Below are 22,434 nucleotides of genomic sequence, written 5' to 3'. Positions count from 1 at the left end.
GAGTAGCCCACTTTAGCACACCCTAACGAGAAACTGCCAACCCACCTTTGAGATTGCAATGAAGGAATGCAAGCCTCGCCTGCTCGATCAAGTTCGCGAACGTATTCTTTTAAAACATATCGCATTGGAGCCTAGCAATGTTACGTTGCTTGGCGTCGCCGTTTCGTTCTGTTTCACAATAGGCGTCGCCCAACCCCGGCTCGATAATATAAAAACCGCCAAAAGGGGATAGGGTTGGTGATTCGCGAAGGCGAGGGATTCAAAGACCGCATCACTATGCGGCCGCTCGCCCTCCGCTCGCCCTCATGCCGCCATTGCAGCAGCATCTTACGTGTAGAAGCCCTGCATCAAGGCATCAAGCAGATTCGGCGGCAGGCGATGGCAAGCCAAATCCCAACCATGGAGAACGCCGTCGCAGCCAATGGCAGAAACGACTTTGCTCAAGCCGCGTAACTCTCGCGATCGCGCAATTCAGCGAAGGTCTCGATACTGCCGATCTTGACCGTGACCGGATTCAAACTCATCTGCGGCGCCATCGCGCGCCAGGCAAACTGCCACTCGCGCTCGTGCGCCTCGGCGCTGGTCTTGGTGAAGGCGGCGCCGAGCGCGGCGCGCACGCCGTACTCGACCTCGCCGTCGATCCCCGCCCAGCTCGGCAGTGTGCGCTGCACCGCGCGGTGCAGGCGCTCGCCGAATTCCTCGGTGTTGTGGATCACCAAACAGCTGTCGGCGGGCGCCAGCAGATCGAACAGCGATTTGTCCCACACGGTCGAAAACGACAGCGTCAGACAGTTGTTGGCAGGCACCAGGCGGAACTGGCCAAGCGTCAGCGACAGTTCGAGCTCGGCGCGCGTGGCATAGCGGTGCAGCGTGGGAGGACGTTTGTAATCATGCATAAAAGTGACTCGATCCGGTGACTCAATCTGTTAAGTGCCCTCGCCCTGGCGCTCGGCCGGGCGGCGCGGTTTGCGGCGGCTGCGGCCGCGCACGCGCATGTTTCTTGAGGCGATAAAAATTTCCCGCAGCAGGTAGCTGAAGCTCCCAATCAGCGCCAGCATCCCGACCACGAAGCAGGCCGCGATGTATTTGTCGAGGGGGACGTTGGTGGTGTCGCCAAGGAACAGCATCGCGATGACCAGGCACACCAGCAAACCGCAGGTGGTGCTCAGCGTGATCGACAGGTTGATCAGGTGCGAGCGCTGGTACAGCACGTCGAGTTCCTCGGTGTAGTGCGCGTTGGCGCCAATCTCCAAGCGGTCCTCGAGCACGCGCGAGCGGTCGATGATGCGCGCGAGGCGGTTGGTCAGCACCATCAGGTTGGTGCCCACGCCGGTCAGCAGGAACACCGGCGCGATCGCCAACTGGATCACATGGCCTATGTTGCTGATCTCGATATTCATGAATAACTTGCCTGTTTGACGTCGCCAGCCGCTAGTGTAGCAGCAGCGTCGGCGCCCCGTGCTCAGTCGAAGCGGCCGCGCCGCTTGAACTGTTCGGTGGCCGCCACCAGCGCCGCCGATATGCCCAGCTCCAGCGCGCCGTGGCCGGCGTCGGGAATCATCTCCAGGCGCGAACCGGGCCAGGCCTTGTGCAGGCGCCAGGCCGACAGCGGCGGGCAGATCACGTCGTACCTCCCCTGCACGATCACGGCCGGCAGGTGGGATATGCGGCCCACCTCGCGCACCAGCTGGTCGTCCGCAAAAAAGCCGCGGTTGGCCATGTAGTGCGATTCGAGCCGCCCCACGCCGAGGTCGAGCGTGTCCGACGACGCCTCCTCGGGCTGCGGCAGCAAGAACACGCGGCGGCCCTCGAACCGGCTCCACGCGCGCGCCGCCGGCCAGTACACGTCCGGGTCGTCGCACAGCATGCGCGCGGCGTAGGCGCCGAGCAGGTCGGCGCGCTCGGCGGCGGGGATCGGGGCCACGAACTCCTCGTACAGCTCGGGGTAGAACCACTGGACGCCGTGCAGGAACCAGTCGATTTCGGCCGCCGTGCACAGGAAGATCCCGCGCAGGATGAAGCCGAGGCAGCGCTCGGGATGGGCTTCGCCGTAGGCCAGCGCCAGGGTCGAACCCCACGAGCCGCCGAACACCAGCCACTGCGCCACCCCGAAGCGCACGCGAAAGGTCTCGATGTCCTCGATCAGCAGCGCGGTGGTGTTGTTGCGCCACTCGCCCAGCGGGGTCGACTTGCCGGCGCCGCGCTGGTCGAACAGGATGATTCGGTAATGCGCGGGATCGAAAAAACGCCGGTGCTGCGGCGACAGCCCGGCGCCCGGGCCGCCGTGCAGGAACAACACGGGCACGCCGTCGGGGTTGCCGACCTCCTCCCAGTAGATCGTGTGCAGCGCGTCGACCTCGAGCATGCCATGCCGGATCGGCTGAATCGGCGGGAACAGGGGTGTAGCTGGCATGGGTGCGTCTCGTTTGTGGTCGTGGTGAATGCGCCGATTGTAGCCAATGCGGCTAAGTTAAGCACGTCATTCCCGGATTGGGCGCCAAGGTTTTCAGTCGCCCGAATCGTGCGAGAAGCATTCCAATGCCACAAACCAACATCATCCTCGCGGAGGCGGGGACCCATAGAACAGTTGCTAGGTGCAAACGTCCTTCCTATGGGGTCCCCGCCTCCGCGGGGACGAGGTGAGTTTGTTTCAACTAGCTTCCTCTCGCTACGATTTCTAAAGCAATTCAAAATCTATTACGCGACCGATTCGTATCTTCCAATCCATACGAAGCTGCGCGCGCCCCGCGTTCAGCGCAGCGGCTGGCCGCCGCTGGCGCGCACCATCAGCTCGGTCGGCAGCAGCAGCGACGGCGGCTGCTCGCCGTCGATCAGCGACAGCAGCGAGGCCACCAACGCCTGGCCCGCCTCGGCGATCGGCTGGCGCACGGTCGTCAGGCGCGGCTGGAAATAGGCCGACTGCTCGACGTCGTCGTAGCCGACCACTGCCACCTCGAGCGGCACGCTGATGCCGCGCTCGCGCATGGCGTCGATCGAGGTCATCGCGATCAGGTCGCTGCTGGCGAACACGGCGTCGTAGTGCACGCCGCGGCGCGCCATCTCCCCGACCGCCTGCACCCCGCCCTCGGGGTCGAACGTGACCGACACCTGCAGCTGCGGGTCGATCTGCATGTGGTGCGCGGTGAGCGCCGCGCAATAGCCGCGGTAGCGCTGCTCGGGTTCGGGCAGCGCCAGGTCGCCAAAGAACGCGATCCGCTTGCGCCCGAGCGAAATCAAATGCTCGGTCGCGAGCCGGCCGCCGGCCACGTTGTCGGTGCCGATGCAGCAATAGCGCTGGTCCGGCAGGTGCGCGCCCCACACCACGATCGGCACGCCGCGCGCGGCCAGTTCGTTGATCTGGTCGTGGTGGCCCCACTGGCCCACCAGGATGACGCCGACCGCGCGCCCGAGGTCGTACGGCGCCGCCGCCGACAGCAACTGGTCGGTGCCGATGCGCGAGAACAGCATGTCGTAGCCCTGTTCGGTCAGGGCGTCGCCCAGGCTGCCCAGCATCGCGAGCAGGAAGGGGTCGGACAAACTGCGCAGCGTGTCGCGATCGACCGGGATGATGACGGCGATGGTGCGGCTTTGGTGTGTATCTGTACCCATGGTGCTTGTCTTTCGTGCGCCCCGCGGGGCCGTGTCCCACGATTGTAAGCGAGCACCGGCAAGCCTGCTTCGTGATCTGGAAATAAAAACGGGCGCCTCGCGGCGCCCGTCGTTGCTGTGTGAAACCCAGCTCGTTTAGGACATGTGCTGGCCGCCGTTGATGGCGATGTTGGCGCCCGTGACGAAGGCGGCCTCGTCGGACGACAGGTAAGCCACCAGCCCGGCGACTTCCTCCGGCTTGCCAAGGCGCGCCATCGGAATTTGCGGGATGATCTTGCTGTCGAGCACTTCCTGCGGAATCGCCATGACCATCTTGGTGCCGATGTAGCCCGGCGAGATGGTGTTGACGGTCACGCCCTTGCGCGCCACCTCGAGCGCGAGCGCCTTGGTGAAGCCGTGCATGCCGGCCTTGGCGGCCGAATAGTTGGTCTGGCCGAAGGCGCCCTTCTGCCCGTTGACCGAGGAGATGTTGATGATGCGGCCCCAGTTGCGCTCGACCATGCCGTCGCAGACCGGCTTGGTCATGTTGAAGACCGAGTCGAGGTTGGTGGCCATCACGGCGTCCCAGTTAGGCTTGTCCATTTTTTTGAACGTCATGTCGCGCGTGATGCCGGCGTTGTTGACCAGCACGTCGACCGGGCCGACCTCGGCCACGATTTTGGCCACGCAGGCCTGGGCCGACTCGTAGTCGGCCACGTCGCACGCATAGGCCTTGAAGTCGAAGCCCATGTCCTTGGTCGTGGCCAGCCACGCGTCCACCTTGGTGTTGCCAGGGGAATAGGTTGTGACAACTTTATATCCGAGCGCGGCCAGCTTGATGCACACCGCTTCGCCCAGACCGCCCATTCCACCTGTCACTAATGCAACTCTTGCCATTTTGTCTTCTCCTGTTTTTTTAACTACCTACCGCGAACACAGCGGGACTCAATCCCGCTCTACTGCCAAAGCCACACCCATGCCGCCGCCGATGCACAGGCTGGCGAGCCCGCGTTTGGCGTCGCGCCGGATCATTTCGTGGATCAGGGTGACCAGCACGCGCGCCCCGGACGCGCCGATCGGATGGCCGATCGCGATCGCGCCGCCGTTGACGTTGATCTTGCTGGTGTCCCAGCCCATTTCCTTGTTGACGGCGATCGCCTGCGCGGCGAACGCCTCGTTGATCTCCATAAGGTCGACGTCCTCGTGGGTCCAGCCGGCCTTTTGCAGGCACAGGCGGGTGGCCGAGACCGGGCCCATGCCCATGATGGTCGGGTCCAGCCCGGCCGAGGCGTAGGCCTTGATGCGCACCAGCGGCGCCAGGCCGAGTTCCTTGGCCTTGGAGGCCGACATCATGACGACCGCGGCGGCGCCGTCGTTGAGGCCCGAGGCGTTGCCGGCGGTGACCGTGCCGTCCTTGGCGAAGGCCGGGCGCAGGCTGGCCAGCGACTCGGCCGTGCTGCCGTGCTTTGGATACTCGTCGGTGTCGAAAAAGGTGCTGCCCTTTTTGGTGACGATCTCGAACGGGATGATCTCGTCCTTGAACTTGCCCGCCTTTTGCGCGGCCTCGGCCTTGTTTTGCGAGGCCAGCGCGAACGCGTCCTGCTCGGCGCGCGAGACGTCGTATTTCTTGGCGACGTTCTCGGCCGTGACGCCCATGTGGTACTGGTTGTAGACGTCCCACAGGCCGTCGACGATCATGGTGTCGACCAGCTTGGCGTCGCCCATGCGGAAGCCGTCGCGCGAGCCCGGCAGCACGTGCGGCGCGGCGCTCATGTTCTCCTGGCCGCCGGCCACGACGATGCTCGCGTCGCCCGACTTGATGGCCTGGGCCGCGAGGTGGGTGGCCTTGAGGCCGCTGCCGCAGACCATGTTGATGGTGAACGCCGGCACCATGTCGGGCAGGCCGGCCTTGATGACGGCCTGGCGCGCCGGGTTCTGGCCCACGCCGGCGGTGAGCACCTGGCCCAAAATGGCCTCGCTGACGGCGGCGGGATCGATGCCGACCTTGCCCAGCAGGGTCTTGATTACGTGCGCGCCGAGTTCGGCAGCGGGGATTTTGGCGAGCGCGCCACCAAATTTGCCCACTGCGGTGCGGCCAGCGGCCACGATTACGACGTCTTCCATGTCATTCTCCGTTAGATCTACAGTTGAAAGTGACGGCTGGCTCCGGCCAGTAGTTAGCGCGAAGTGCCAGCCGCCGTTTTATTCTCAGGCGGTGCGGGCGCGCGCGCGTTGCCGGGCAGCGCCGCCAGCTCGAGCTGGCCATCGTTCACAAGGTGCGCGACCGGGGTCAGCCAGTCGTTCGTTTTGCTGGTCATAAACCATTGCCGGGTCGCGACAGTGGCCGTTGCCATCAATGTTTTTACAGCTTCGGCCTGCAATTCGGCCGCGTTGACGCCGGCATCGACGAGCGCGTGCACGGAATCGGTGAAAAAGGCCACCTGGGCGTCGAACATATCCCGGGATGCTTGCAGTAATTGCTCATAGGTCGAAAACATGGCGTTCCTTTTGATGGTCAATCTTAGACACGCAAATACGTGGCAAAGTCGCCCATCTTAATTTCCGCCGTCTGTTTGTGTTTGAGCAAGATCAATCTTAGCAGCATATGCCAAAAATCATCTACCCCCAAATAAATACCCTTGCGGATTTCCTTTTATTAACTTAGCAATTCGATGCCGTCCAGGCTCGCCGCGCACTGCTCGCGGATCACGCTGACGAAATCCTTGACATAGGCCTTGCCCGACAGGGCCGGCGGCACCGACACGTAGAGCTCGCTCCACAGGCCGTGCTCGCCGACCGGCTTGGCCATCACGTAATCGTAGTCGACGTAATTTTTGATCGCCCAGTTGGGCAGCGCGGCCACCCCGCGCCGGCTCGCCACGAGCTGCAGGATGGCCACGGTCAGCTCGGCGGTGCGGCGCTCGAACTTGACGCCGGCCGGCTGCAGCACCTCGCGGATCAGGTCGATGCGCTGCTCGGGCACCGGATAGGTGATGATGGTCTCGCCCTCGAAGTCGGCGGCGGCCAGGCGCCGGTGCCCGTGCAGGCGGTGCTTCTGGGCCAGCACGACCAGGATTTCGAAGCGGAACAGCGGCGAGACCGCGTACTCGGGCCCGCAGGGCGAGCCGATCACGAGGTCGGCCTGCCCGGAGCGCAGCAACTCGACGGGCGTGCTGTGGAAGCCCGACACGAGGTCGATCTCGACGTCGGGCCAGCGCTGGCGGAACTCGTCCATGACCGGCATGAGCCAGTCGAAACAGGTGTGGCACTCGAGCGCCACGCGCAACTGGCCCTTGTCGCCCTGCGACAGGCGGGCGACGTCGCGCTCGGCCTGCTCCACGCGCGGCAGCACCAGGTCGGCCAGCTCGAGCAGGCGGCTGCCGGTCGCCGTGAAGGCGATCGGCACCGATTTACGCTCGAACAAGGCGCAACCGTAGCGGTCCTCCATCAGCTTGACCTGGTGCGACAGCGCCGACTGGGTCAGGTTGAGCAACTGCGCCGCGCGCACGAGGCTGCCGGCGGAACGCAGCGCGGCGAGGGTGCGCAGGTGGCGCAGTTCTAGCATGGCAAGTCCGGGGGAAAACGCATGTATTAGTTTCTTTCATGTGGAAGCGCAAAATCTTTCGTTTTTATTATAGTCCGCTTTCACGCACACTTGCGTGGTCAAAAACAATTCCGATCGAACCCCATGAACAACGTGCACACCCACCTCCTCGGCTTCCCGCGCATCGGCGCCAACCGCGAACTCAAGCACGCGCTCGAGGCGCACTGGCGCGGCCAGTCCAGCGCCGCCGAGCTCGAAGAAACCGGACGCGCCCTGCGCGCGCGCCACTGGGCGCAGCAGGCCGCGGCCGGGCTCGATTTCGTCACCGTCGGCGACTTCGCCTTCTACGACCAGATGCTGGGCCAGATCGGCCTGTTCGGCTGCGCGCCGGCGCGCTTCGGCTTCGCGGCCGGCCAGACCGACCTGGCGCAAAGCTTCGACCTGGCGCAAAGCTTCGCCATGGCGCGCGGCACGGGCGGGCGCGGGGCGGACTGCTGCGGCGATGGCGGGCACGCGCACGGCAACGGCGCCGCGCTCGAAATGCGCAAATGGTTCGACACCAACTACCACTACCTGGTCCCCGAGTTCTCCGAGCACACTACGTTCTCGCTGGCGGCCGACCGGCTGCTCGGCGAAGTGGCCGAGGCGCAGGCGCTGGGCCACCCGGTCAAGGTCGCGCTGGTCGGACCGCTCTCCTTTTTATGGCTGGGCAAGGAGCGCGACAACGCCCCCGGCTTCGAACGCGTGGGCCTGCTCAACCGCTTGCTGCCGGCCTACGGCGAACTGCTCGCGCGCCTCAAGGGGAAAGGCGTGGAATGGGTCCAGCTCGACGAGCCGATCCTCGGACTCGACCTGCCGCCGGCCTGGCGCAACGCCTTCGAGAGCTGCTACTGGCAACTGGCGCAGGCGGGCGCGCGCATCATGCTGGCGACCTACTTCTCGCCGCTTGAGGAAAACCTGGGCCTGGCTTGCCGCCTGCCCGTGGCCGGCCTGCATGTCGACGGCGTGCGCGCGCGCCACGAACTGACCAGCATCAGCGACTGGCTGGCGCACCCGAAGGTGCTGTCGGTCGGCATCGTCGACGGCCGCAACGTCTGGCGAACCGACCTCGACGCGGCCATCAGCGTGCTCGCGCCGCTGCTCGAAAAGCGCGGCGGCGCGCTGTGGCTGGCGCCCTCGTGCTCCCTGCTGCACGTGCCCTACAGCCTCGAAGGCGAAACCGCGCTCGACCCGGAGCTGCGCTCATGGATGGCGTACGCGGCCGAAAAGCTGGCCGAACTGGCGACCCTGAAGGCGGCGCTCGGCGGCCGCCTGGACGCCGCCACCGGGGCGGCGCTGGCGCAGGCGCGCCAAGCCATCGGCGGCCGGGCCCGCAGTACAAGGGTGCACAACGACGGCGTCGCGCAGCGGGTGCGCGCGCTCGGCCCCGCCGACGAGCGGCGCAACGCCCCCTTCGCCCAACGCCAGCGGCTGCAGCGCGCGCGCCTGAACCTGCCCGACTGGCCGACCACGACCATCGGCTCGTTCCCGCAGACCGACACCATCCGCGCCGCGCGCGCCGCCCACAAACGCGGCCAGCTCGCCAGCGATGACTACGAGACGGCGATGCGCGCCGAAATCGCGCACGCGGTCGGGCGCCAACTCGAGATCGGCCTCGACGTGCTGGTGCACGGCGAGGCCGAGCGCAACGACATGGTCGAGTATTTCGGCGAGCAGCTCGACGGCTTCGCCTTCAGCGCGGGCGGCTGGGTGCAGTCGTACGGCTCGCGCTGCGTCAAGCCGCCGGTCATCTATGGCGACGTCGCCCGCCCGCGCGCGATGACGCTGAAATGGGCCACCCACGCGCAGAGCCTGAGCGAGCGCCCGGTAAAGGGCATGCTGACCGGCCCGGTCACGATGCTGCAATGGTCGTTCGTGCGCGACGACCAGCCGCGCGCCCAGACCGCGCTGCAGATCGCATTGGCGATCCGCGACGAGGTGGCCGACCTGCAGCGGGCCGGCATCGGCATCATCCAGATCGACGAGCCGGCCATCCGCGAGGGGCTGCCGCTGCGGCGCGCGCGCTGGGACGACTACCTGGCCTGGGCCACGCGCGCGTTCCGCGTGACGGCGGCGGCGGCGCGCGACGACGTCCAGATCCACACCCACATGTGCTACTCGGAGTTCAACGACATCCTGCCGCAGATCGCGTCGATGGACGCCGACGTGCTCACGATCGAGTCGAGCCGCTCGGACATGGCCACGCTCGACGGCTTCGGCCGGCTCGGCTACCCGAACGCGCTCGGCCCGGGCGTGTACGACATCCATTCGCCGAGCGTGCCGGGCACCGGGGCGATGGTGCGGCTGCTGAGGGAGGCGTCGCGCGTGATCGAACCGGCACGCCTGTGGGTCAACCCCGATTGCGGCCTGAAGACGCGCGGCTGGGCCGAGACCGAAACCGCGCTGGCGAACATGGTGGCGGCGGCGCGCCAGATGCGCGCCGCCACTCCCCCCGTGACGCACCGCGACGGGCAATAGCACCGCACCCGCATCACGCCGCGACGCCCCACGTCATCGCATCCCCCCACCACCAGCGGCGCGACCTCGGCCCTTGTCATCCCCGCGGTATTGCCCGATACTCGCAGGCCGCGCCCGATCGACGCGCCAACCCTCCGGACATATCAAGGCACATGGCTACAGCATACAAATGGCAATTCGCCCCGCGCTTGCGCCGCAGGGCATTCGGCTGGAAATCCCAACCGCCCATCCAACGGATCAAGGAGGCGTTGGTTGAAATAAAGGCGGCCGCGAAGAAGGAGCCCGTACTGGCCGCCGAAGGCGCCGTGCTGTTTCTGGAAAAGCTGGCGCCGGCGATCGAGGGCGTCGATTCATCGAGCGGCGCCATTGGCACCGCGGTGAACCGCGCGATCGAGACCCTGGTGCCGATCATCGCGACGGCGCAGGTGAGCCGAGCGGTGCGCGAGAAATGGCTCGAGCGCCTGTGGGAGGCGCTGCAGGAGGACAACATGCCATATCTCGAATACCTGGGCGAATGCTGGGGCGAGTTGTGCGCTACGCCGGAGATTGCATCCAAGTGGGCCGATGACCTGGTTTACACCGTGACAAGCGTCTGGGAGCGCAACGCGGCCGGAGAGCACGGCTTCTTCAAAGGCACGAGTGCCTGCCTGAGCGCCCTCTACGCCGCCCAACGGTACGACGAGCTTCTCGCATTGCTGGAAAAACCCGTCCACAAGTCCTGGCACGACCGCCAATGGGGCGCCAAGGCACTGGCGGCGTCAGGCAAGGGCGCCGAGGCGATACGCTATGCCGAGGACACCCGCGGACGTTACACATCGGACACCGCGATCGCCCAATTTTGCGAACGGGTGCTGCTCGACTCCGGGTTCGCGGACGAGGCATATGTGCGCTATGGCATCGAGGGGACGTTCGCGACGACCAATCTGGCCACATTCAAGGCCATCGTCAAGAAGTACCCGCACCTGCCCAGGGAGAAAATCCTGCGCGACTTGGTGGCGAGCCTGCCTGGCCAGAAAGGAAAGTGGTTTGCCGCCGCCAAGGATGGCGGCTTTTTCGACCTGGCCATCGAGCTCGCAAACAGCAGCGGGGCCGACCCCCGAACGGTGATCCGCGCCGCCAGGGACTATGCGGCGGCGCAACCGGAATTTGGGTTCGCGGCGGGCATGGCAGGTTTGCGCGGCATCGCCGCCGGATGGGGCTACGAGATCACCGGCACCGACGTGTTGGACGCCTACGCGGCCGTCATGCAGGCGGCCGGCGCGTGTGGCGTGGATGAGGCGGCGGTCAAGTCCGATTTGCTGAAGCTGGTTTCGGCGAACAGTGACGGGGGCGCGTTTGTCGGCCGCGTGCTCGCGCGGCAGCTGGCCGGAACTTAGGACTTGGCATCGCCGGGGGGAGCGCCGAACAGGTCATCGAGCCCGGCCGGCCGCTCCGCCTTGCGCGCAACGCCGCGCTTGCCCGAGAACTCCTCTTCTATGTTGTCGCGGTAGTAGCTCCAGGCCGATCCCGAGGTCGACAACTTGCGCCACACCTCCGTGCCGACACCTTGGTAATCGATCGCGTTTCCATCGTCGAACTCGACCCGCAGCACACGCTCGCGCGGCGCGTATCCGATCGCACGCAGCTTGCCTGCGTTGATGCGTTTCATCTCCATGACTGCCTCCTGATATCTGGCTTGGTGCCGCCGATTGTACAGGCGCCGCCCGTTTACACCACCAGTTCGGGACCGCAAAAGGGCAAACCGGATTCATCCACGTGGAAGTTTGTCTGGTGTAATATTCCCGGCATCTTCCACCGATCGCCTTGCCAACTGGAGTCTGCCCCGTGCCCGTACATACAACCCGTCTGCGTTTTGCCCTCTCGAGCGCCGCGCTCGGCCTGTCGCTGTGCTGCGCCGCGACCGCGCAAGCCGGGGAGGTGCTCGTCACCGCCGCCAAGATGCTCGACGTGCGCTCCGGGAAAATGCTGGCCAATCCGCAAGTGCTGATCCGCGACGGCCGCATCGTCGGCGTCAAGCAAGGCGACGACGCCCCGTACGCGGTCGCGGCATCGACCAAACGCATCGCCCTGCCCGGCATGACGCTGCTGCCGGGGCTGATCGACATGCACGTGCACCTCGACAGCGATCCGAGCTACGGCGGCTACTCGGGCCTCGAATTCGGCGACCGTTTCTGGTCGGTCCTGACGGTGCCGCACGCGAGCCGAACGCTCGACGCCGGCTTCACCACGGTGCGCAACGTCGGCAGCGACGCGTGGAACGATGTCGGCCTGCGCCAGGCCATCGAGCAGCGCAAGGTGCGCGGCCCGCGGGTGGTGACGGCGGCGCATTCCTTCGGCGCCACCGGCGGGCATTGCGACGCCACCTACTTCCCGCCGTCGATGAAACAATCGAGCCAGTTCAACGCCGACAGCCCCGAGGAAGGCCGCAAGCAGGTGCGCGAGTTGCGCAAGTACGGCGCCCAGGTCATCAAGATCTGCGCCACCGGCGGCGTGTTTTCCAGAAACACCGAACCCGGCCAACAGCAAATGAGCTTGCCCGAGATGAAGGCGATCGCCGACGAGGCGCACCAGTGGGGCCTGCAGGTCGCCGCCCACGCGCACGGCGCGGCGGGCATCAGGGATGCGATCCGGGCCGGCATCGACACCATCGAGCACGCCAGCCTGATCGACGACGAGGGCATCGCGCTGGCGAAAAAGCACGGCGCGTGGCTGTCGATGGACATCTACAACACCGACTACACGCAGTCCGAGGGCAAGAAGAACGGCGTGCTTGAGGACAACCTGCGCAAGGACCGCGAAATCGCCGACCTGCAGCGCGAGAATTTCCGCCGCGCCCATGCGGCCGGCGTGAAGATGGTTTATGGCACCGATGCGGGCATTTACCCCCATGGTAACAACGCGAAACAGTTCGCCGTGATGGTGCGTTATGGAATGAGCCCGCTGCAGGCGATCCAGAGCGCGACCATCAACGCGTCGCAGGCGCTCGCGAGCAAGGATGTCGGCGTGATCGAGGCGGGGCGCTATGGCGACATGATCGCCGTCAACGGCGACCCGACGCAGGACGTCAGCCTGCTCGAGCGCGTCGAGGTGGTCATCAAGGGTGGCGAGCAGGTCCGGGCGGGGCGCTAGCGGCGGCGCCTTGGCGGCGTTCGCGGGCGCAATCGCCCGCGCCCGCGCCAGGCGAAAAAAAGCCCGGTGCGCTTGCACCGGGCCTTCACAACTTACTTCTCGTCGGCTTTGGGTTTGATGAACAAACTCGCCAGGCAGCTTGCCGTGATCAGCACCGCCACCACCACCAGGGACGCCTGGACCGGCACGTGGTACCACGGCATGATCAGCATTTTCGCGCCGATGAACGTCAACACCATGGCGAGGCCATACTTGAGCAGGTGGAAACGGTCCGCCACGTCAACGAGCAGGAAATACAGCGCCCGCAGGCCAAGAATCGCAAACAGGTTCGACGTGAACACGATGAACGGATCGGTCGTGATCGCGAAAATCGCCGGGATCGAATCGACCGCGAACACCAGGTCCGTCACCTCGATCAGGATCAGCACCAGGAACAGCGGTGTGACATAGCGGATCCCGTCTTTCCGGATGAAGAAGCGCTCGCCATGGTCGCCTTCCGCGACCCGCAGGTGGCGGCGCGCAAACTTGAGCACCGGATTGTTCGCCACATCGGGTTCCTGGTCGGCCGCCACCAGCATGCGCATACCGGTCAGGAGCAAAAACGCGCCGAACAGATACAGTACCCAGCTGAACTCGCTCACGACCCACGCACCCGCCATGATCATCACCGCGCGCATCACGATCGCGCCCAGCACACCGTAGATCAGGACCCGGCGCTGGTACTGCTGCGGTACCTGGAAGGCCGTGAAAATTAGCAGGAACACGAACACGTTGTCGACCGAGAGCGCCTTCTCTATCAGGTAGCCGGAGAAAAACTCCAGCGCCTTCTGGTCGGCGATCGCCTCGCCCTGCGTGCCGTTGAGGTACCACCACAAACCGGCACCGAAAATCAGCGCGAGGCTGACCCACACCAGCGACCAGAGGCCGGCCTCCTTGACGCTGACCTTGTGTGCCTTGTTACCGCCGAACACGAACAGGTCGAGGGCCAACATGACAAGCACAAACGCGATGAAGGCGCCCCACATCGGGGCACTGGCGATACTTTCTAAACCATTCATTCAGTTCTCCTTGGATCAAACGCGCCGCGGCGCCTAGCGGTAGTCGTTCTCGGCAAGCTCCGGCTCGCCGGGCGTGGTTTCATGCACGGGGGCATCGGGGGCCAGGCGCACATGGTTGAAGTCGCGCCTGCGCTCGACGCGGCGCACCAGGGCGCGGTCGGCGCGGTCGGCGGCGCGGTCGATCGCCACGTACAGGTCGGCCTCGGTGTCTTCGATGATCACCTCCGTACCGGCGTCCAGCTTAGCCTGAATTTTGCAGCGCTTGTCGATGCCGCCGCGCGGGCCATTGATGTCGGACAGCGACACCGCGACCTTGCGCACATGATCTCCCGCCCAGCCCAGCGCGATCGCCAGGCGCTGCTCGGTGTAGGTCCGCAGCGCCTCGGTCAACACAAATCCGTTTGCTTGAATAATCACACGCATGATGGTTCTCCTTTTAGGTTGGTGGGAGCATAATAGGGGCCGGAAACCCATCGCACAACTCGATTATAATTCGATATACCATCGAAAAAACCGATCTATAAGGACAGCCATGGCCGCGCTCAATTTCAAACACCTGCGTTACTTCTGGACGGTGGCAAAAACCGGCAGCATCGCCAAGGCGGCGGTGCTGCTGCATCTCGCGCCCCAATCGATCTCGGGGCAACTGACGGAGTTCGCCGAATCACTTGGAGTCGAACTATTCCGCAAGGTGGGCCGCAACCTCGAGCTGACCGACATGGGGCATCGCGTGCTCAGTTACGCGGAGGAGATTTTCAATACGAGCGATGCCTTGCTCGACGTCGTGGCCGACAAGACGATGACGAGCGCCATCGCGTATCGGGTCGGCTGCTCCGACTCGGTCTCGAAGTTGATCGCCTGCCGGCTGGTCGAGCCCGCGCTCAGGCTGGCCGAGCCGGTCAGGCTGATTTGCCGCGAGGGCAGATTGGCCAGCCTGGTAGCCGACCTCGCCGTCCACAAGCTCGACCTGATCATCGCCGACCGGCCCATGCCGAGCCACCTGAGCGTGCGCGGCTACAACCATTTGCTGGGCGAAAGCGGGATGACCGTGTTTGCGACGGCGTACTTGGCGGCGCGCCTGAAGGCGCCATTCCCGGCCTGCCTGAACGGCGCGCCCATACTGCTGCCCGGCGAGGACTTCGCGATCCACCAGCGCGTGTTGCATTGGCTGGAAAAAATGGGCCTGCACCCGCGCATTGTTGGCGAGTTCGACGACAGCGCCATGATGAAGGCGTTCGGGCAGTCCGGCGCGGGGGTGTTCTTCGCCCCCACCGTCATCGCCGAGCAAGTGAGCACGCAGTACGGGGTCGTCCAACTCGGGCGTGTCGATACGCTGGTCGAGCAAGTCTACGCCATCACCACCGAGCGCCGCCTCAGCCACCCGGCCACGGTGGCGATCAGCAGGATGGCCAAGGACAAGCTGTTCGCGTGACGCGGAAGCGAATTGGCGAGTTGGCGAGTTGGTGAATTGGCGAATTGGCGGGTCAGCGGGTCAGCGGGTCAGCGGGTCAGCGAGCAGACACGTTAACGTGGCAGAAATCACGATCTAGATTTTGATCTGAAAAATAGCCAGCATCAACCACGCGAAAGCGCACTGCTTGCTATATCCAACGTCATCCCCGCGAAAGCGGGGACCCATGCTGAGCACCCAGTCATGCGCCTTTCAAAGTCTTGGACGCACAGTTCCCAAGCATGAAGGTTGGAACTCTTCATATAGGCAAGCTCAGCATGGGTCCCCGCCTTCGCGGGAAGTCATTTCTGCCAATGGCAGGAATGACGTTGGTTGTTGGTGGTAGTGAAGATTCGGTTTCGCGATTTCTGAAGCTGCTTTCTAAAAAAGTTGGTGTCCAGTGCGACGTCAAGCTGCATATTCCGTAAACGGGAATGTCGTTGGTTGTTGTAAGTGGCGATTCGGTTTCGCGATTTCTTAAACTGCTTTTCAAACCAGCACGGTTGGATTCATCTTGTTTCGGTCCTAGTAAAAAAGCTTTATCCAGCCCTGGTACAAGGGCAAGCCGACCAGCACGTTGATCGGGAACGTGATGCCGAGCGCGGCGAGCATGGCCAACCCGATGTTGGCGCTCGGGATCGAGGCGCGTATCGCGGCGGGCGCGGCGATATACGAGGCGCTGGCGGTCAGGCCGGCGAGCACCAAGGCACTGCCCTCCGGCAGGCCCAGCGCGAGCGCGGTCCCGATGCCCACCCACGCCAGCCCAAACGGCATCAGCGCCGCGAACAGCATCAGGCGCCATTGGTGCAGGGGCAATGGCATGCACGCTTTGGCGGTGCACAGGCCCATTTCCAGCATGAACACGGCGAGCATGGTCTTGAAACCGTCGAGCAACACCGGCTGCAAGGGGCCCAGCCCGACCGGCCCGTAAAAATAGCCGATCAACACGCCGCCGACGAGCAACAGCACGCTACGGCTCGTCAACGCCTCGCGCAAAATCCCGTGCCTGGCCGCGTGGGCCGCGTGGGCCGCGTGGGCCACGTGGCCCGCGTTGCCGCTGAGCGTGCGGTGCAACCACAGCATGAGTACGATCGCGGGCAATTCCAGCACGACCAGGTACAAGGTCGTCTCCGGTCCCAGCGGCAGAGCCGATTTTTCGGCCAGCGCCAGGACCACGGCGAACGTGCCCGCGCTCACCGATCCGTAGTGGGCCGCGATGCTGGCCGCGTCGTCGAGCGGCAAACCGACCGCGCGCCGCAGGATCGGGTAGCAGATCAGGGGTATGAGAATCCCGAGCGCCATCACCGGCAGCAGGGTCGACAACATTGCGAGCTCGAACTTCCCATGCAAGGCCAGCCCGCCTTTGAGGCCGAGCACGAGCATCAACAGGATGGACAGCGTTTGATAGATCGCGTCCGGCACCTTGAGATCCGATTTCACCACACCGGCGAGCAGGCCCAAGGCAAAAAAAGCGGTGACGATATCGGGCATGGAATGTTGAACCAAAGTAGGCGAAGCAAGAAGAGGTGGCGATTGTCGGCAATTCTGGGTATATTGGCCAATGAATATTTGACCAATTTTATATAGACGATCATCTATGGACGTTCGCCAGCTCAGTTTTCGCCTGCTCCAGGTTTTTGTCCACGTCGCGCGCACCAGGAACATCTCGGCCACGGCGCGCATGCTGCACCTGACCCAGCCGACGGTGTCGATGCAGCTCAAAAAGCTGCGCGACGCCGTCGGCGAGCCCCTGTTCCACTATCACGATGGCGAAATGGTCTTGACCGACGTCGGAAGCGAGCTGCAGCTGGCCGCCCGCGATGTGCTCGGCCGCTTCGACGACTTCGACCTGTTCCTCGGGCGCCTGCGCGGCGGCAGCGCCGGGCACATCAACATCGGCATCGTCACCACCGCTAAATACGTGCTGCCCCGCATCCTCGGCCCGTTCTACCGGCAATTCCCCAAGATCACCGTGACCTTGAGCATCGGCAACCGGGCCCACATCATGGACCGCTTCGCGCGCCAGGACGACGACCTGTATGTGTTCAGCCATCCCCCAACCGGCACCACGGTGCAAGCCAACCGCATCCTCAAAAATCCGTTGCAGATCATCGCCCCTCTGGACCATTGGGCGGCGGGCCGCGCCGGCCTCGCCTTTTCCGAGATAAGGGACGAGCGGTTTTTGATCCGGGAGCCGGGCTCGGCCACCCGGATGATGTTCGATGCGTGGCTCACCGGCCATGGGGTGGAATTGACCGACACGATGCAAATCGAAAGCAACGAGGCGATCAGGCTGAGCACGGCATCGGGCCTGGGCCTTGCCTTGATCTCGGCCCATACCCTGCAGGAGGGGCGCGACGAAGTGAAGGTCCTCCCCGTCGAGGGCTTTCCCCTCGAGAGCAATTGGTATCTGGTGAGCCGCAAAGACCGCCGCCTGCCGCACGCCGCCATGCAGCTGATCGAGTTTATCGCGGACAATCTCGCCGATTGCGTCGATCCGGCCCTGGTTGCGCCTGATATCGCCAAGCTTGCCGGCCATTACACGGCCGACGCCGGCGCCCCGGGCTGAGCGTCAGATCTAAAAGGACTCGACGGCTCGCTGCCGAGTTGCGGCGCCATGCTCATGGTCATCCCGTCATGGCGCCTCTGTGGGCACTGCGGGCACCTTTTCAAAGCGCAAGGGCGGCAGCACCACGCGCTCGTCGACGATCGCCTCACCCCTGACAAACCCGCCCAGCAGCGCGCGGATCGCCTGATTGCCAAACACGTTGAACTCATGGGCCGCGTTCTCCACCACCACCAGCTTGGCGGCGCTGAGCGTGGCGGCGATCTCGCGCCCGTTCTCGACCGGCGTGCGCGCATCGAGGTCGCCCGCCAGAATCAAGGTCGGCACAGCGCCCGTGACCGGCTCGTTGAATCCACCATCGAGCGCGCGCGCGCCCCAGGCGGGGCCCAGATAACGACCAGGAAAGTTGATCGCGTCGCCCAGCAGCGCGCTGCCGGCCTCGCGCTTGATGCGCGCCTTGCGATCGCCGCTCTCGCCCGAACTGAGGTTCATCATGTGATTCATTGCGGAGATGATCCCCAGGCGGGGGCGCAATGCCAGCGACATCTGGGCCACGCGCCGGAAGTCGCCACCATGCATCTCGTGCACTGCCGCCGGCAAGGTCGCCAGCGCGCGCGGGTCGCCGATCACCTGGGCGATCACCCACTGCACGTCGCACGGGACGATGACGACGTTCACCGTTTTCTGCGTGGCCGGGTCGGGCAGCGCGACCCGCACCGGCGCGCGTCCCAGCCGGTCGACAATCTCACGCAACTGCGCCGTCATGCGCGGCGCCCCGGCGCGCTCGCCTATGCGCCCCATCACCAGGTCCACTTGGGAAGGCAGCTTCCATTTGTGGTCCGGCCCAAGTGGACTGACCAGGATCATGCGCTTGACCATGGCCGGGTGGCGCCGCGCCGTCGCCAGCGCCAGATGGGTGCCGTAGCTGCGCCCCCACAGCGTCATCTGACCGTAGCCGAGGACCTGGCCCACCGCGGCGACGTCATCGGCGCTTTCCTCGGTGTTGTAAGCCTGCAGGTCGATGCCGCGCCGGCGCATCTCGGCGGCGACCGTGCGGGTGGCCGCCTCGATGATGGGCAGCCAGGTGGCCACCGAGCCTTGCGCCTCCAGCGGCAAGCCGTAGCGCACGGGCGGGAGCAGGCTGGGCGTGGAGCCGCCGATCCCGCGCTGGTCGATGCCAATCAGGTCGCCATCGATAAACCCCGACAGCGCCGCGCCTCCCCGCCTGGCCATGTCCAGCGCCAGCCGCACCCCGGAGTCGCCCGGACCGCCGGCCAGCATCACGTGCGCATTTCCGCCAACATTGCCTGCCCGCCGCACCCGTACCACCGCCAGCTCGATTGCCGCGGCATCCGGAGCGGCGCGCCGCTGCGGGACCTTGACGCGGGCGCTGGTGACGACGAAGGCCGTGCCATCGCTGGCAATCAAGGTTGCATCCTTCGCATCGATGAGTGTGGCCGACAGCGAGACGGCCGCGACGGCGAGCGGCGCGCACAACGCCAACTCGACAATAAGAAACAAGTTAAGAAGTAAGCGCGAGCTGATTGAATTCATGGTCCCTCCGTTGATGTGAACGGTAGTTGTCGAATGCGTGAAAAGGTTCACGACCGCAGGCAGTCTCATGCCGTTGCGGAGCGTGCCTCTCAGCAAGGCAAAGGCCGGCGTTCCGGTGGAGTTGGGCGTGGAGGGAAAAAACACCGCGGAGACCGTGGAACCATCGCTGGCCGGGAGTGCCGCGGACGTGATCGAGGCGGAGCGTTTCGGCGCCATAGCCCCGCGGGCGCAAATCAAGTGGAACAAATACCGGACATTAAAGATTGCCTCCGGTTGATTGATGGACCGGCAAATTTAACCGACCGCTTTTTTTGACGAAGTCGGCGTCCCCCCGGGGCAAAGCCGGGAATTGGCACACGGACCAAACCTCCCCATCTAGCAATTTTCAAAGTAGAATGCACCAGCCTGCACTTAATTGGCAGACGTTGCCGTCAAGAACGCGGTGGCGCCCCGAACCCTTCACCCACTACCAATGTCAAAAAGCCCGTCCCCGCAGCCCATCGAAATCAAGATTTCCACCGTCGTCGCCGTGTCGGCCATCCTGCGCTCGGTCGACCTGGCCGTCATCGACGCCGCGCTCACCCGGATGACCGGGGGCAGCCCGGACTTTTTCGACGACGAGTTCGCCGTCATCGACGTCAGCGCCCTGGCCGCCGACAATCCCGAGATCGACTGGGCGCAACTGGTCGCGCTGCTCAAGAAATACAGCCTGAACGCGGTCGCCGTGCGCGGCGCCGCGCCCGCCATGGGCGAGGCCATCCGCGCGCGCGGCCTCTCGCTCGACGACGGCGGCGGCAACCACGCCCGCCCGCTGCCCGACTTCCAGGTCGCGCCCACGCCGGCCCCGGCCGCCGTCGCGCCGGCCCCGGTCGAGGCGGCTGTCGTTGCGGCCACCGCCGTGGCCGCGCCCGGCACCATGATCATCGACACCCCGGTGCGCGCCGGCCAGCGCATCTACGCGCGCGGCTGCGACCTGATCGTCGCCGCCGTGGTCAACAACGGCGCCGAGATCATCGCCGACGGCAGCATCCACGTCTACGCGGCGCTGCACGGGCGCGCGCTCGCGGGCGCCTCGGGCAACGCCAATGCCCGCATCTTCGCGCTCGCGATGGAGCCCGAACTGGTCTCGATCGCCGGCGTGTACCGCACCTTCGACGAGGGCTTTCCCGCCGACATGGCGCGCAAGCCGGCCCAGATTCGCCTGGTCGGGGACCGGATAGATATACAATCGATAACCCCGGCAACCCGCGCCTGACCCATCACCATATCCAAAGGACCTTTTTGTGGCTCGAATTATTGTTGTAACGTCCGGCAAGGGCGGCGTCGGAAAAACGACCTCCAGTGCCAGTTTCTCCTCCGGCCTGGCGATGCGCGGGCACAAGACCGCGGTGCTCGACTTCGACGTCGGCCTGCGCAATCTCGACCTGATCATGGGTTGCGAGCGGCGCGTCGTGTATGACCTCATCAATGTCATCAACGGCGAGGCCTCGCTCAACCAGGCCCTGATCAAGGACAAGCACTGCGACAACCTGTTCATCCTGCCGGCCTCGCAGACGCGCGACAAGGACGCCCTGTCCGAGGAGGGCGTCGAGCGCGTGCTCAACGATCTGATCAACATGGGCTTCGAGTTCATCGTCTGCGATTCGCCCGCCGGCATCGAGCACGGCGCGCTGATGGCGCTCACCTTCGCCGACGAGGCGGTCATCGTGACCAATCCCGAGGTGTCTTCGGTGCGCGACTCCGACCGCATCCTCGGCATCATCCAGGCCAAGTCGCGCCGCGCCCAGACCGGCGCCGAGCCGGTCAAGGAGCACCTGCTCATCACGCGCTACTCGCCCAAGCGGGTCGAGGCCGACGAGATGCTGTCCTACCAGGACGTGCAGGAGATCCTGCGCATCCCCCTGATCGGCATCATCCCCGAGTCCGAGTCGGTGCTGCACGCGTCGAACCAGGGCAATCCGGCGATCCATTTCAAGGGCACCGACGTGGCCGAGGCGTACGAGGACGTGATCGCCCGCTTCCTGGGTGAGGAGCGGCCGCTGCGCTTCACGACCTACGAGAAGCCGGGCCTGCTGCAGCGCATCTTCGGGGGAAAGTGATATGGCCCTGCTCTCATTTTTGTTCCCGCCCAAGGCGAAAAGCGCCTCGGCCGCCAAGGAGCGCCTGCAGATCATCATCGCGCGCGAGCGCACCGGGCGCAGCGGTCCGGACTTCCTGCCGGCCCTGCACAAGGAGCTCATCGAGGTGATCTCGAAGTACACCAAGGTCAACGCCGACGACATCAAGATCTCGCTCGACCGCCAGGGCAACCTGGAAGTGCTCGACGTTAACGTGGTGCTGCCGGACCACTGAGCGCGGCCGGCGCTGGAATGGCAAGGGCCGGCCCCGGGCCGGCCGGCGCGGCGTTGGGAGCGCGCCACAGCGTTAGGGTTGCGCCCCAGCGTCAGGGGGTGGGCCCCAGCCTTATGGGCGCGCCACCATGAGTTCGCGCGCGACGACCGCGCAGGCGTCGACGTGTTCGTAGCCGAGCTTGCGGAACACCGCGAAGCCGATCGCCGCCGAGGCGATCTGGCCGGCGATCGGGACCACCCGCGCGGCCGACTTGGCGAACATTTTCAGGCCCGCGCGCTTGAACAGCTGCATCACCAGTTCGCGCGTGATGACCCGTCCGACCATCATCCCCCCCATCCCGACCGCGCCCTGGTAGGCGATCAGGCGCCATTTCGGCTGCAGGTTCTCGACCTGCTGCTGGGTCAGGCCGAAGGCCTTGTTGACGTCGTTGATGAGCAGCGTGAACAGCGACAGGTCGGACACCACGTCCACGCCCGGGATCGGCACGGCCGACACGCTGGCGGCGATGAAGGCGCGCCGCCGCACGAGGCGCCGGCAATGCTCGCGCATCTGCTCGATGTCCTTGCCATTTCCTGGAATCAAGGACCAATCCACGCCGACAGGCTTTCTCATGGGAATTTCCTATTTATTTTGGGCAATATTTCTTGCGAGACTTGTAAAGTCGGTTGAAATGCAC

Annotated in this window: 24 protein-coding genes; 10 read left to right on the top strand and 14 right to left on the bottom strand. The window is 65.0% G+C overall.

Going from position 1 to position 22,434, the window contains the following annotated elements:
• Positions 1–234 precede the first annotated feature (234 nt).
• Complete coding sequence (locus tag C7C56_RS28300) at positions 235–453, top strand: hypothetical protein (protein ID WP_146204551.1); 219 nt, start codon at positions 235–237, stop codon at positions 451–453.
• On the opposite strand, the gene C7C56_RS18980 is transcribed toward C7C56_RS28300, so the two are convergent.
• The 8 genes from C7C56_RS18980 to C7C56_RS18945 all read right to left on the bottom strand — a co-directional run bounded on the left by C7C56_RS18980 (position 441) and on the right by C7C56_RS18945 (position 7,153).
• Positions 441–896 (bottom strand): hypothetical protein, encoded by a 456-nt coding sequence (locus C7C56_RS18980; protein ID WP_106758938.1) that lies wholly within the window; start codon positions 894–896, stop codon positions 441–443. The two genes, C7C56_RS28300 and C7C56_RS18980, sit on opposite strands and share 13 nt — an antisense overlap.
• A gap of 30 nt (positions 897–926) precedes the next feature.
• On the bottom strand, positions 927–1,400 hold the full coding sequence (locus C7C56_RS18975; protein WP_106758937.1) for a DUF2721 domain-containing protein: 474 nt from the start codon (positions 1,398–1,400) through the stop codon (positions 927–929).
• Between the two features lie 62 nt (positions 1,401–1,462).
• The gene (pip, locus tag C7C56_RS18970; RefSeq protein ID WP_106758936.1) at positions 1,463–2,413 is read right to left on the bottom strand and encodes a prolyl aminopeptidase; all 951 of its coding nucleotides are present in this window, start codon (positions 2,411–2,413) and stop codon (positions 1,463–1,465) included.
• Positions 2,414–2,751: 338 nt separating this feature from the next.
• A complete protein-coding gene (locus C7C56_RS18965; RefSeq protein WP_106758935.1) occupies positions 2,752–3,609 on the bottom strand; it encodes a substrate-binding domain-containing protein in 858 nt (285 codons plus the stop codon).
• A 135-nt stretch (positions 3,610–3,744) separates the two neighbouring features.
• Positions 3,745–4,485 carry an acetoacetyl-CoA reductase gene (gene phbB / locus C7C56_RS18960; RefSeq protein ID WP_106758934.1) on the bottom strand — a complete coding sequence of 247 codons (741 nt, stop codon included), beginning with the start codon at positions 4,483–4,485 and terminating at the stop codon, positions 3,745–3,747.
• Between the two features lie 48 nt (positions 4,486–4,533).
• Positions 4,534–5,712: an acetyl-CoA C-acetyltransferase gene (locus C7C56_RS18955; RefSeq protein ID WP_106758933.1), complete on the bottom strand. Its 1,179-nt coding sequence runs from the start codon at positions 5,710–5,712 to the stop codon at positions 4,534–4,536.
• A gap of 53 nt (positions 5,713–5,765) precedes the next feature.
• The gene (locus tag C7C56_RS18950; RefSeq protein WP_146204550.1) at positions 5,766–6,086 is read right to left on the bottom strand and encodes a hypothetical protein; all 321 of its coding nucleotides are present in this window, start codon (positions 6,084–6,086) and stop codon (positions 5,766–5,768) included.
• A 158-nt stretch (positions 6,087–6,244) separates the two neighbouring features.
• Positions 6,245–7,153 carry a LysR family transcriptional regulator gene (locus C7C56_RS18945; protein ID WP_106758931.1) on the bottom strand — a complete coding sequence of 303 codons (909 nt, stop codon included), beginning with the start codon at positions 7,151–7,153 and terminating at the stop codon, positions 6,245–6,247.
• 123 nt (positions 7,154–7,276) lie between these two features.
• Here C7C56_RS18945 and metE point away from each other — a divergent pair, with 123 nt between their 5' ends.
• Complete coding sequence (metE, locus tag C7C56_RS18940; protein WP_106758930.1) at positions 7,277–9,649, top strand: 5-methyltetrahydropteroyltriglutamate--homocysteine S-methyltransferase; 2,373 nt, start codon at positions 7,277–7,279, stop codon at positions 9,647–9,649.
• Positions 9,650–9,801: 152 nt separating this feature from the next.
• The gene (locus C7C56_RS18935; RefSeq protein WP_106758929.1) at positions 9,802–11,025 is read left to right on the top strand and encodes a hypothetical protein; all 1,224 of its coding nucleotides are present in this window, start codon (positions 9,802–9,804) and stop codon (positions 11,023–11,025) included.
• Here the strand turns inward: C7C56_RS18935 and C7C56_RS18930 are convergent.
• Positions 11,022–11,303 (bottom strand): KTSC domain-containing protein, encoded by a 282-nt coding sequence (locus C7C56_RS18930; RefSeq protein ID WP_106758928.1) that lies wholly within the window; start codon positions 11,301–11,303, stop codon positions 11,022–11,024. The genes C7C56_RS18935 and C7C56_RS18930 overlap by 4 nt on opposite strands.
• 170 nt (positions 11,304–11,473) lie before the next feature.
• Between C7C56_RS18930 and C7C56_RS18925 the strand changes: the two genes are divergently transcribed.
• Entirely contained in the window at positions 11,474–12,778 is a 1,305-nt protein-coding gene (locus C7C56_RS18925; RefSeq protein WP_229458864.1) for a Xaa-Pro dipeptidase, read from the top strand.
• 92 nt (positions 12,779–12,870) lie between these two features.
• Here the strand turns inward: C7C56_RS18925 and C7C56_RS18920 are convergent, their stop codons facing one another.
• Entirely contained in the window at positions 12,871–13,836 is a 966-nt protein-coding gene (locus C7C56_RS18920; protein ID WP_106758927.1) for a TerC family protein, read from the bottom strand.
• Positions 13,837–13,869: 33 nt separating this feature from the next.
• Positions 13,870–14,259, bottom strand: coding sequence for an HPF/RaiA family ribosome-associated protein (locus C7C56_RS18915; RefSeq protein WP_106758926.1), 390 nt, complete (start codon positions 14,257–14,259; stop codon positions 13,870–13,872).
• A gap of 109 nt (positions 14,260–14,368) precedes the next feature.
• Here C7C56_RS18915 and nhaR point away from each other — a divergent pair, with 109 nt between their 5' ends.
• A complete protein-coding gene (gene nhaR / locus C7C56_RS18910; RefSeq protein WP_106758925.1) occupies positions 14,369–15,268 on the top strand; it encodes a transcriptional activator NhaR in 900 nt (299 codons plus the stop codon).
• A 543-nt stretch (positions 15,269–15,811) separates the two neighbouring features.
• Here nhaR and C7C56_RS18905 read toward each other — a convergent pair.
• On the bottom strand, positions 15,812–16,777 hold the full coding sequence (locus C7C56_RS18905; RefSeq protein WP_106758924.1) for a sodium-dependent bicarbonate transport family permease: 966 nt from the start codon (positions 16,775–16,777) through the stop codon (positions 15,812–15,814).
• Positions 16,778–16,883: 106 nt separating this feature from the next.
• On the opposite strand from C7C56_RS18905, the gene C7C56_RS18900 reads away from it, so the two are divergent.
• Complete coding sequence (locus C7C56_RS18900; protein ID WP_106758923.1) at positions 16,884–17,855, top strand: LysR family transcriptional regulator; 972 nt, start codon at positions 16,884–16,886, stop codon at positions 17,853–17,855.
• 66 nt (positions 17,856–17,921) lie between these two features.
• Here the strand turns inward: C7C56_RS18900 and C7C56_RS18895 are convergent, their stop codons facing one another.
• Complete coding sequence (locus tag C7C56_RS18895) at positions 17,922–19,406, bottom strand: alpha/beta fold hydrolase (RefSeq protein WP_181373248.1); 1,485 nt, start codon at positions 19,404–19,406, stop codon at positions 17,922–17,924.
• 67 nt (positions 19,407–19,473) lie between these two features.
• Here C7C56_RS18895 and C7C56_RS28990 point away from each other — a divergent pair, with 67 nt between their 5' ends.
• The 4 genes from C7C56_RS28990 (at position 19,474) to minE (ending at position 21,758) form a co-directional block, all read left to right on the top strand.
• Positions 19,474–19,683, top strand: a complete 210-nt coding sequence (locus tag C7C56_RS28990) for a hypothetical protein (RefSeq protein ID WP_181373247.1) — start codon at positions 19,474–19,476, stop codon at positions 19,681–19,683.
• Between the two features lie 195 nt (positions 19,684–19,878).
• Positions 19,879–20,661 carry a septum site-determining protein MinC gene (gene minC / locus C7C56_RS18890; RefSeq protein ID WP_106758921.1) on the top strand — a complete coding sequence of 261 codons (783 nt, stop codon included), beginning with the start codon at positions 19,879–19,881 and terminating at the stop codon, positions 20,659–20,661.
• A gap of 28 nt (positions 20,662–20,689) precedes the next feature.
• Positions 20,690–21,505 (top strand): septum site-determining protein MinD, encoded by an 816-nt coding sequence (gene minD / locus C7C56_RS18885; protein WP_106758920.1) that lies wholly within the window; start codon positions 20,690–20,692, stop codon positions 21,503–21,505.
• 1 nt (position 21,506) lies between these two features.
• Entirely contained in the window at positions 21,507–21,758 is a 252-nt protein-coding gene (gene minE, locus C7C56_RS18880) for a cell division topological specificity factor MinE (RefSeq protein ID WP_106758919.1), read from the top strand.
• Positions 21,759–21,869: 111 nt separating this feature from the next.
• Here the strand turns inward: minE and C7C56_RS18875 are convergent, their stop codons facing one another.
• The gene (locus tag C7C56_RS18875; protein ID WP_106758918.1) at positions 21,870–22,370 is read right to left on the bottom strand and encodes a hypothetical protein; all 501 of its coding nucleotides are present in this window, start codon (positions 22,368–22,370) and stop codon (positions 21,870–21,872) included.
• Positions 22,371–22,434 lie beyond the last annotated feature (64 nt).

The sequence above is a fragment of the Massilia glaciei genome (assembly GCF_003011895.2).
Lineage (GTDB): Bacteria > Pseudomonadota > Gammaproteobacteria > Burkholderiales > Burkholderiaceae_D > Telluria_A > Telluria_A glaciei.
The sequence above is the reverse complement of the archived record's forward strand: the minus strand, read 5'-3'. Positions and strand labels throughout refer to the sequence as shown.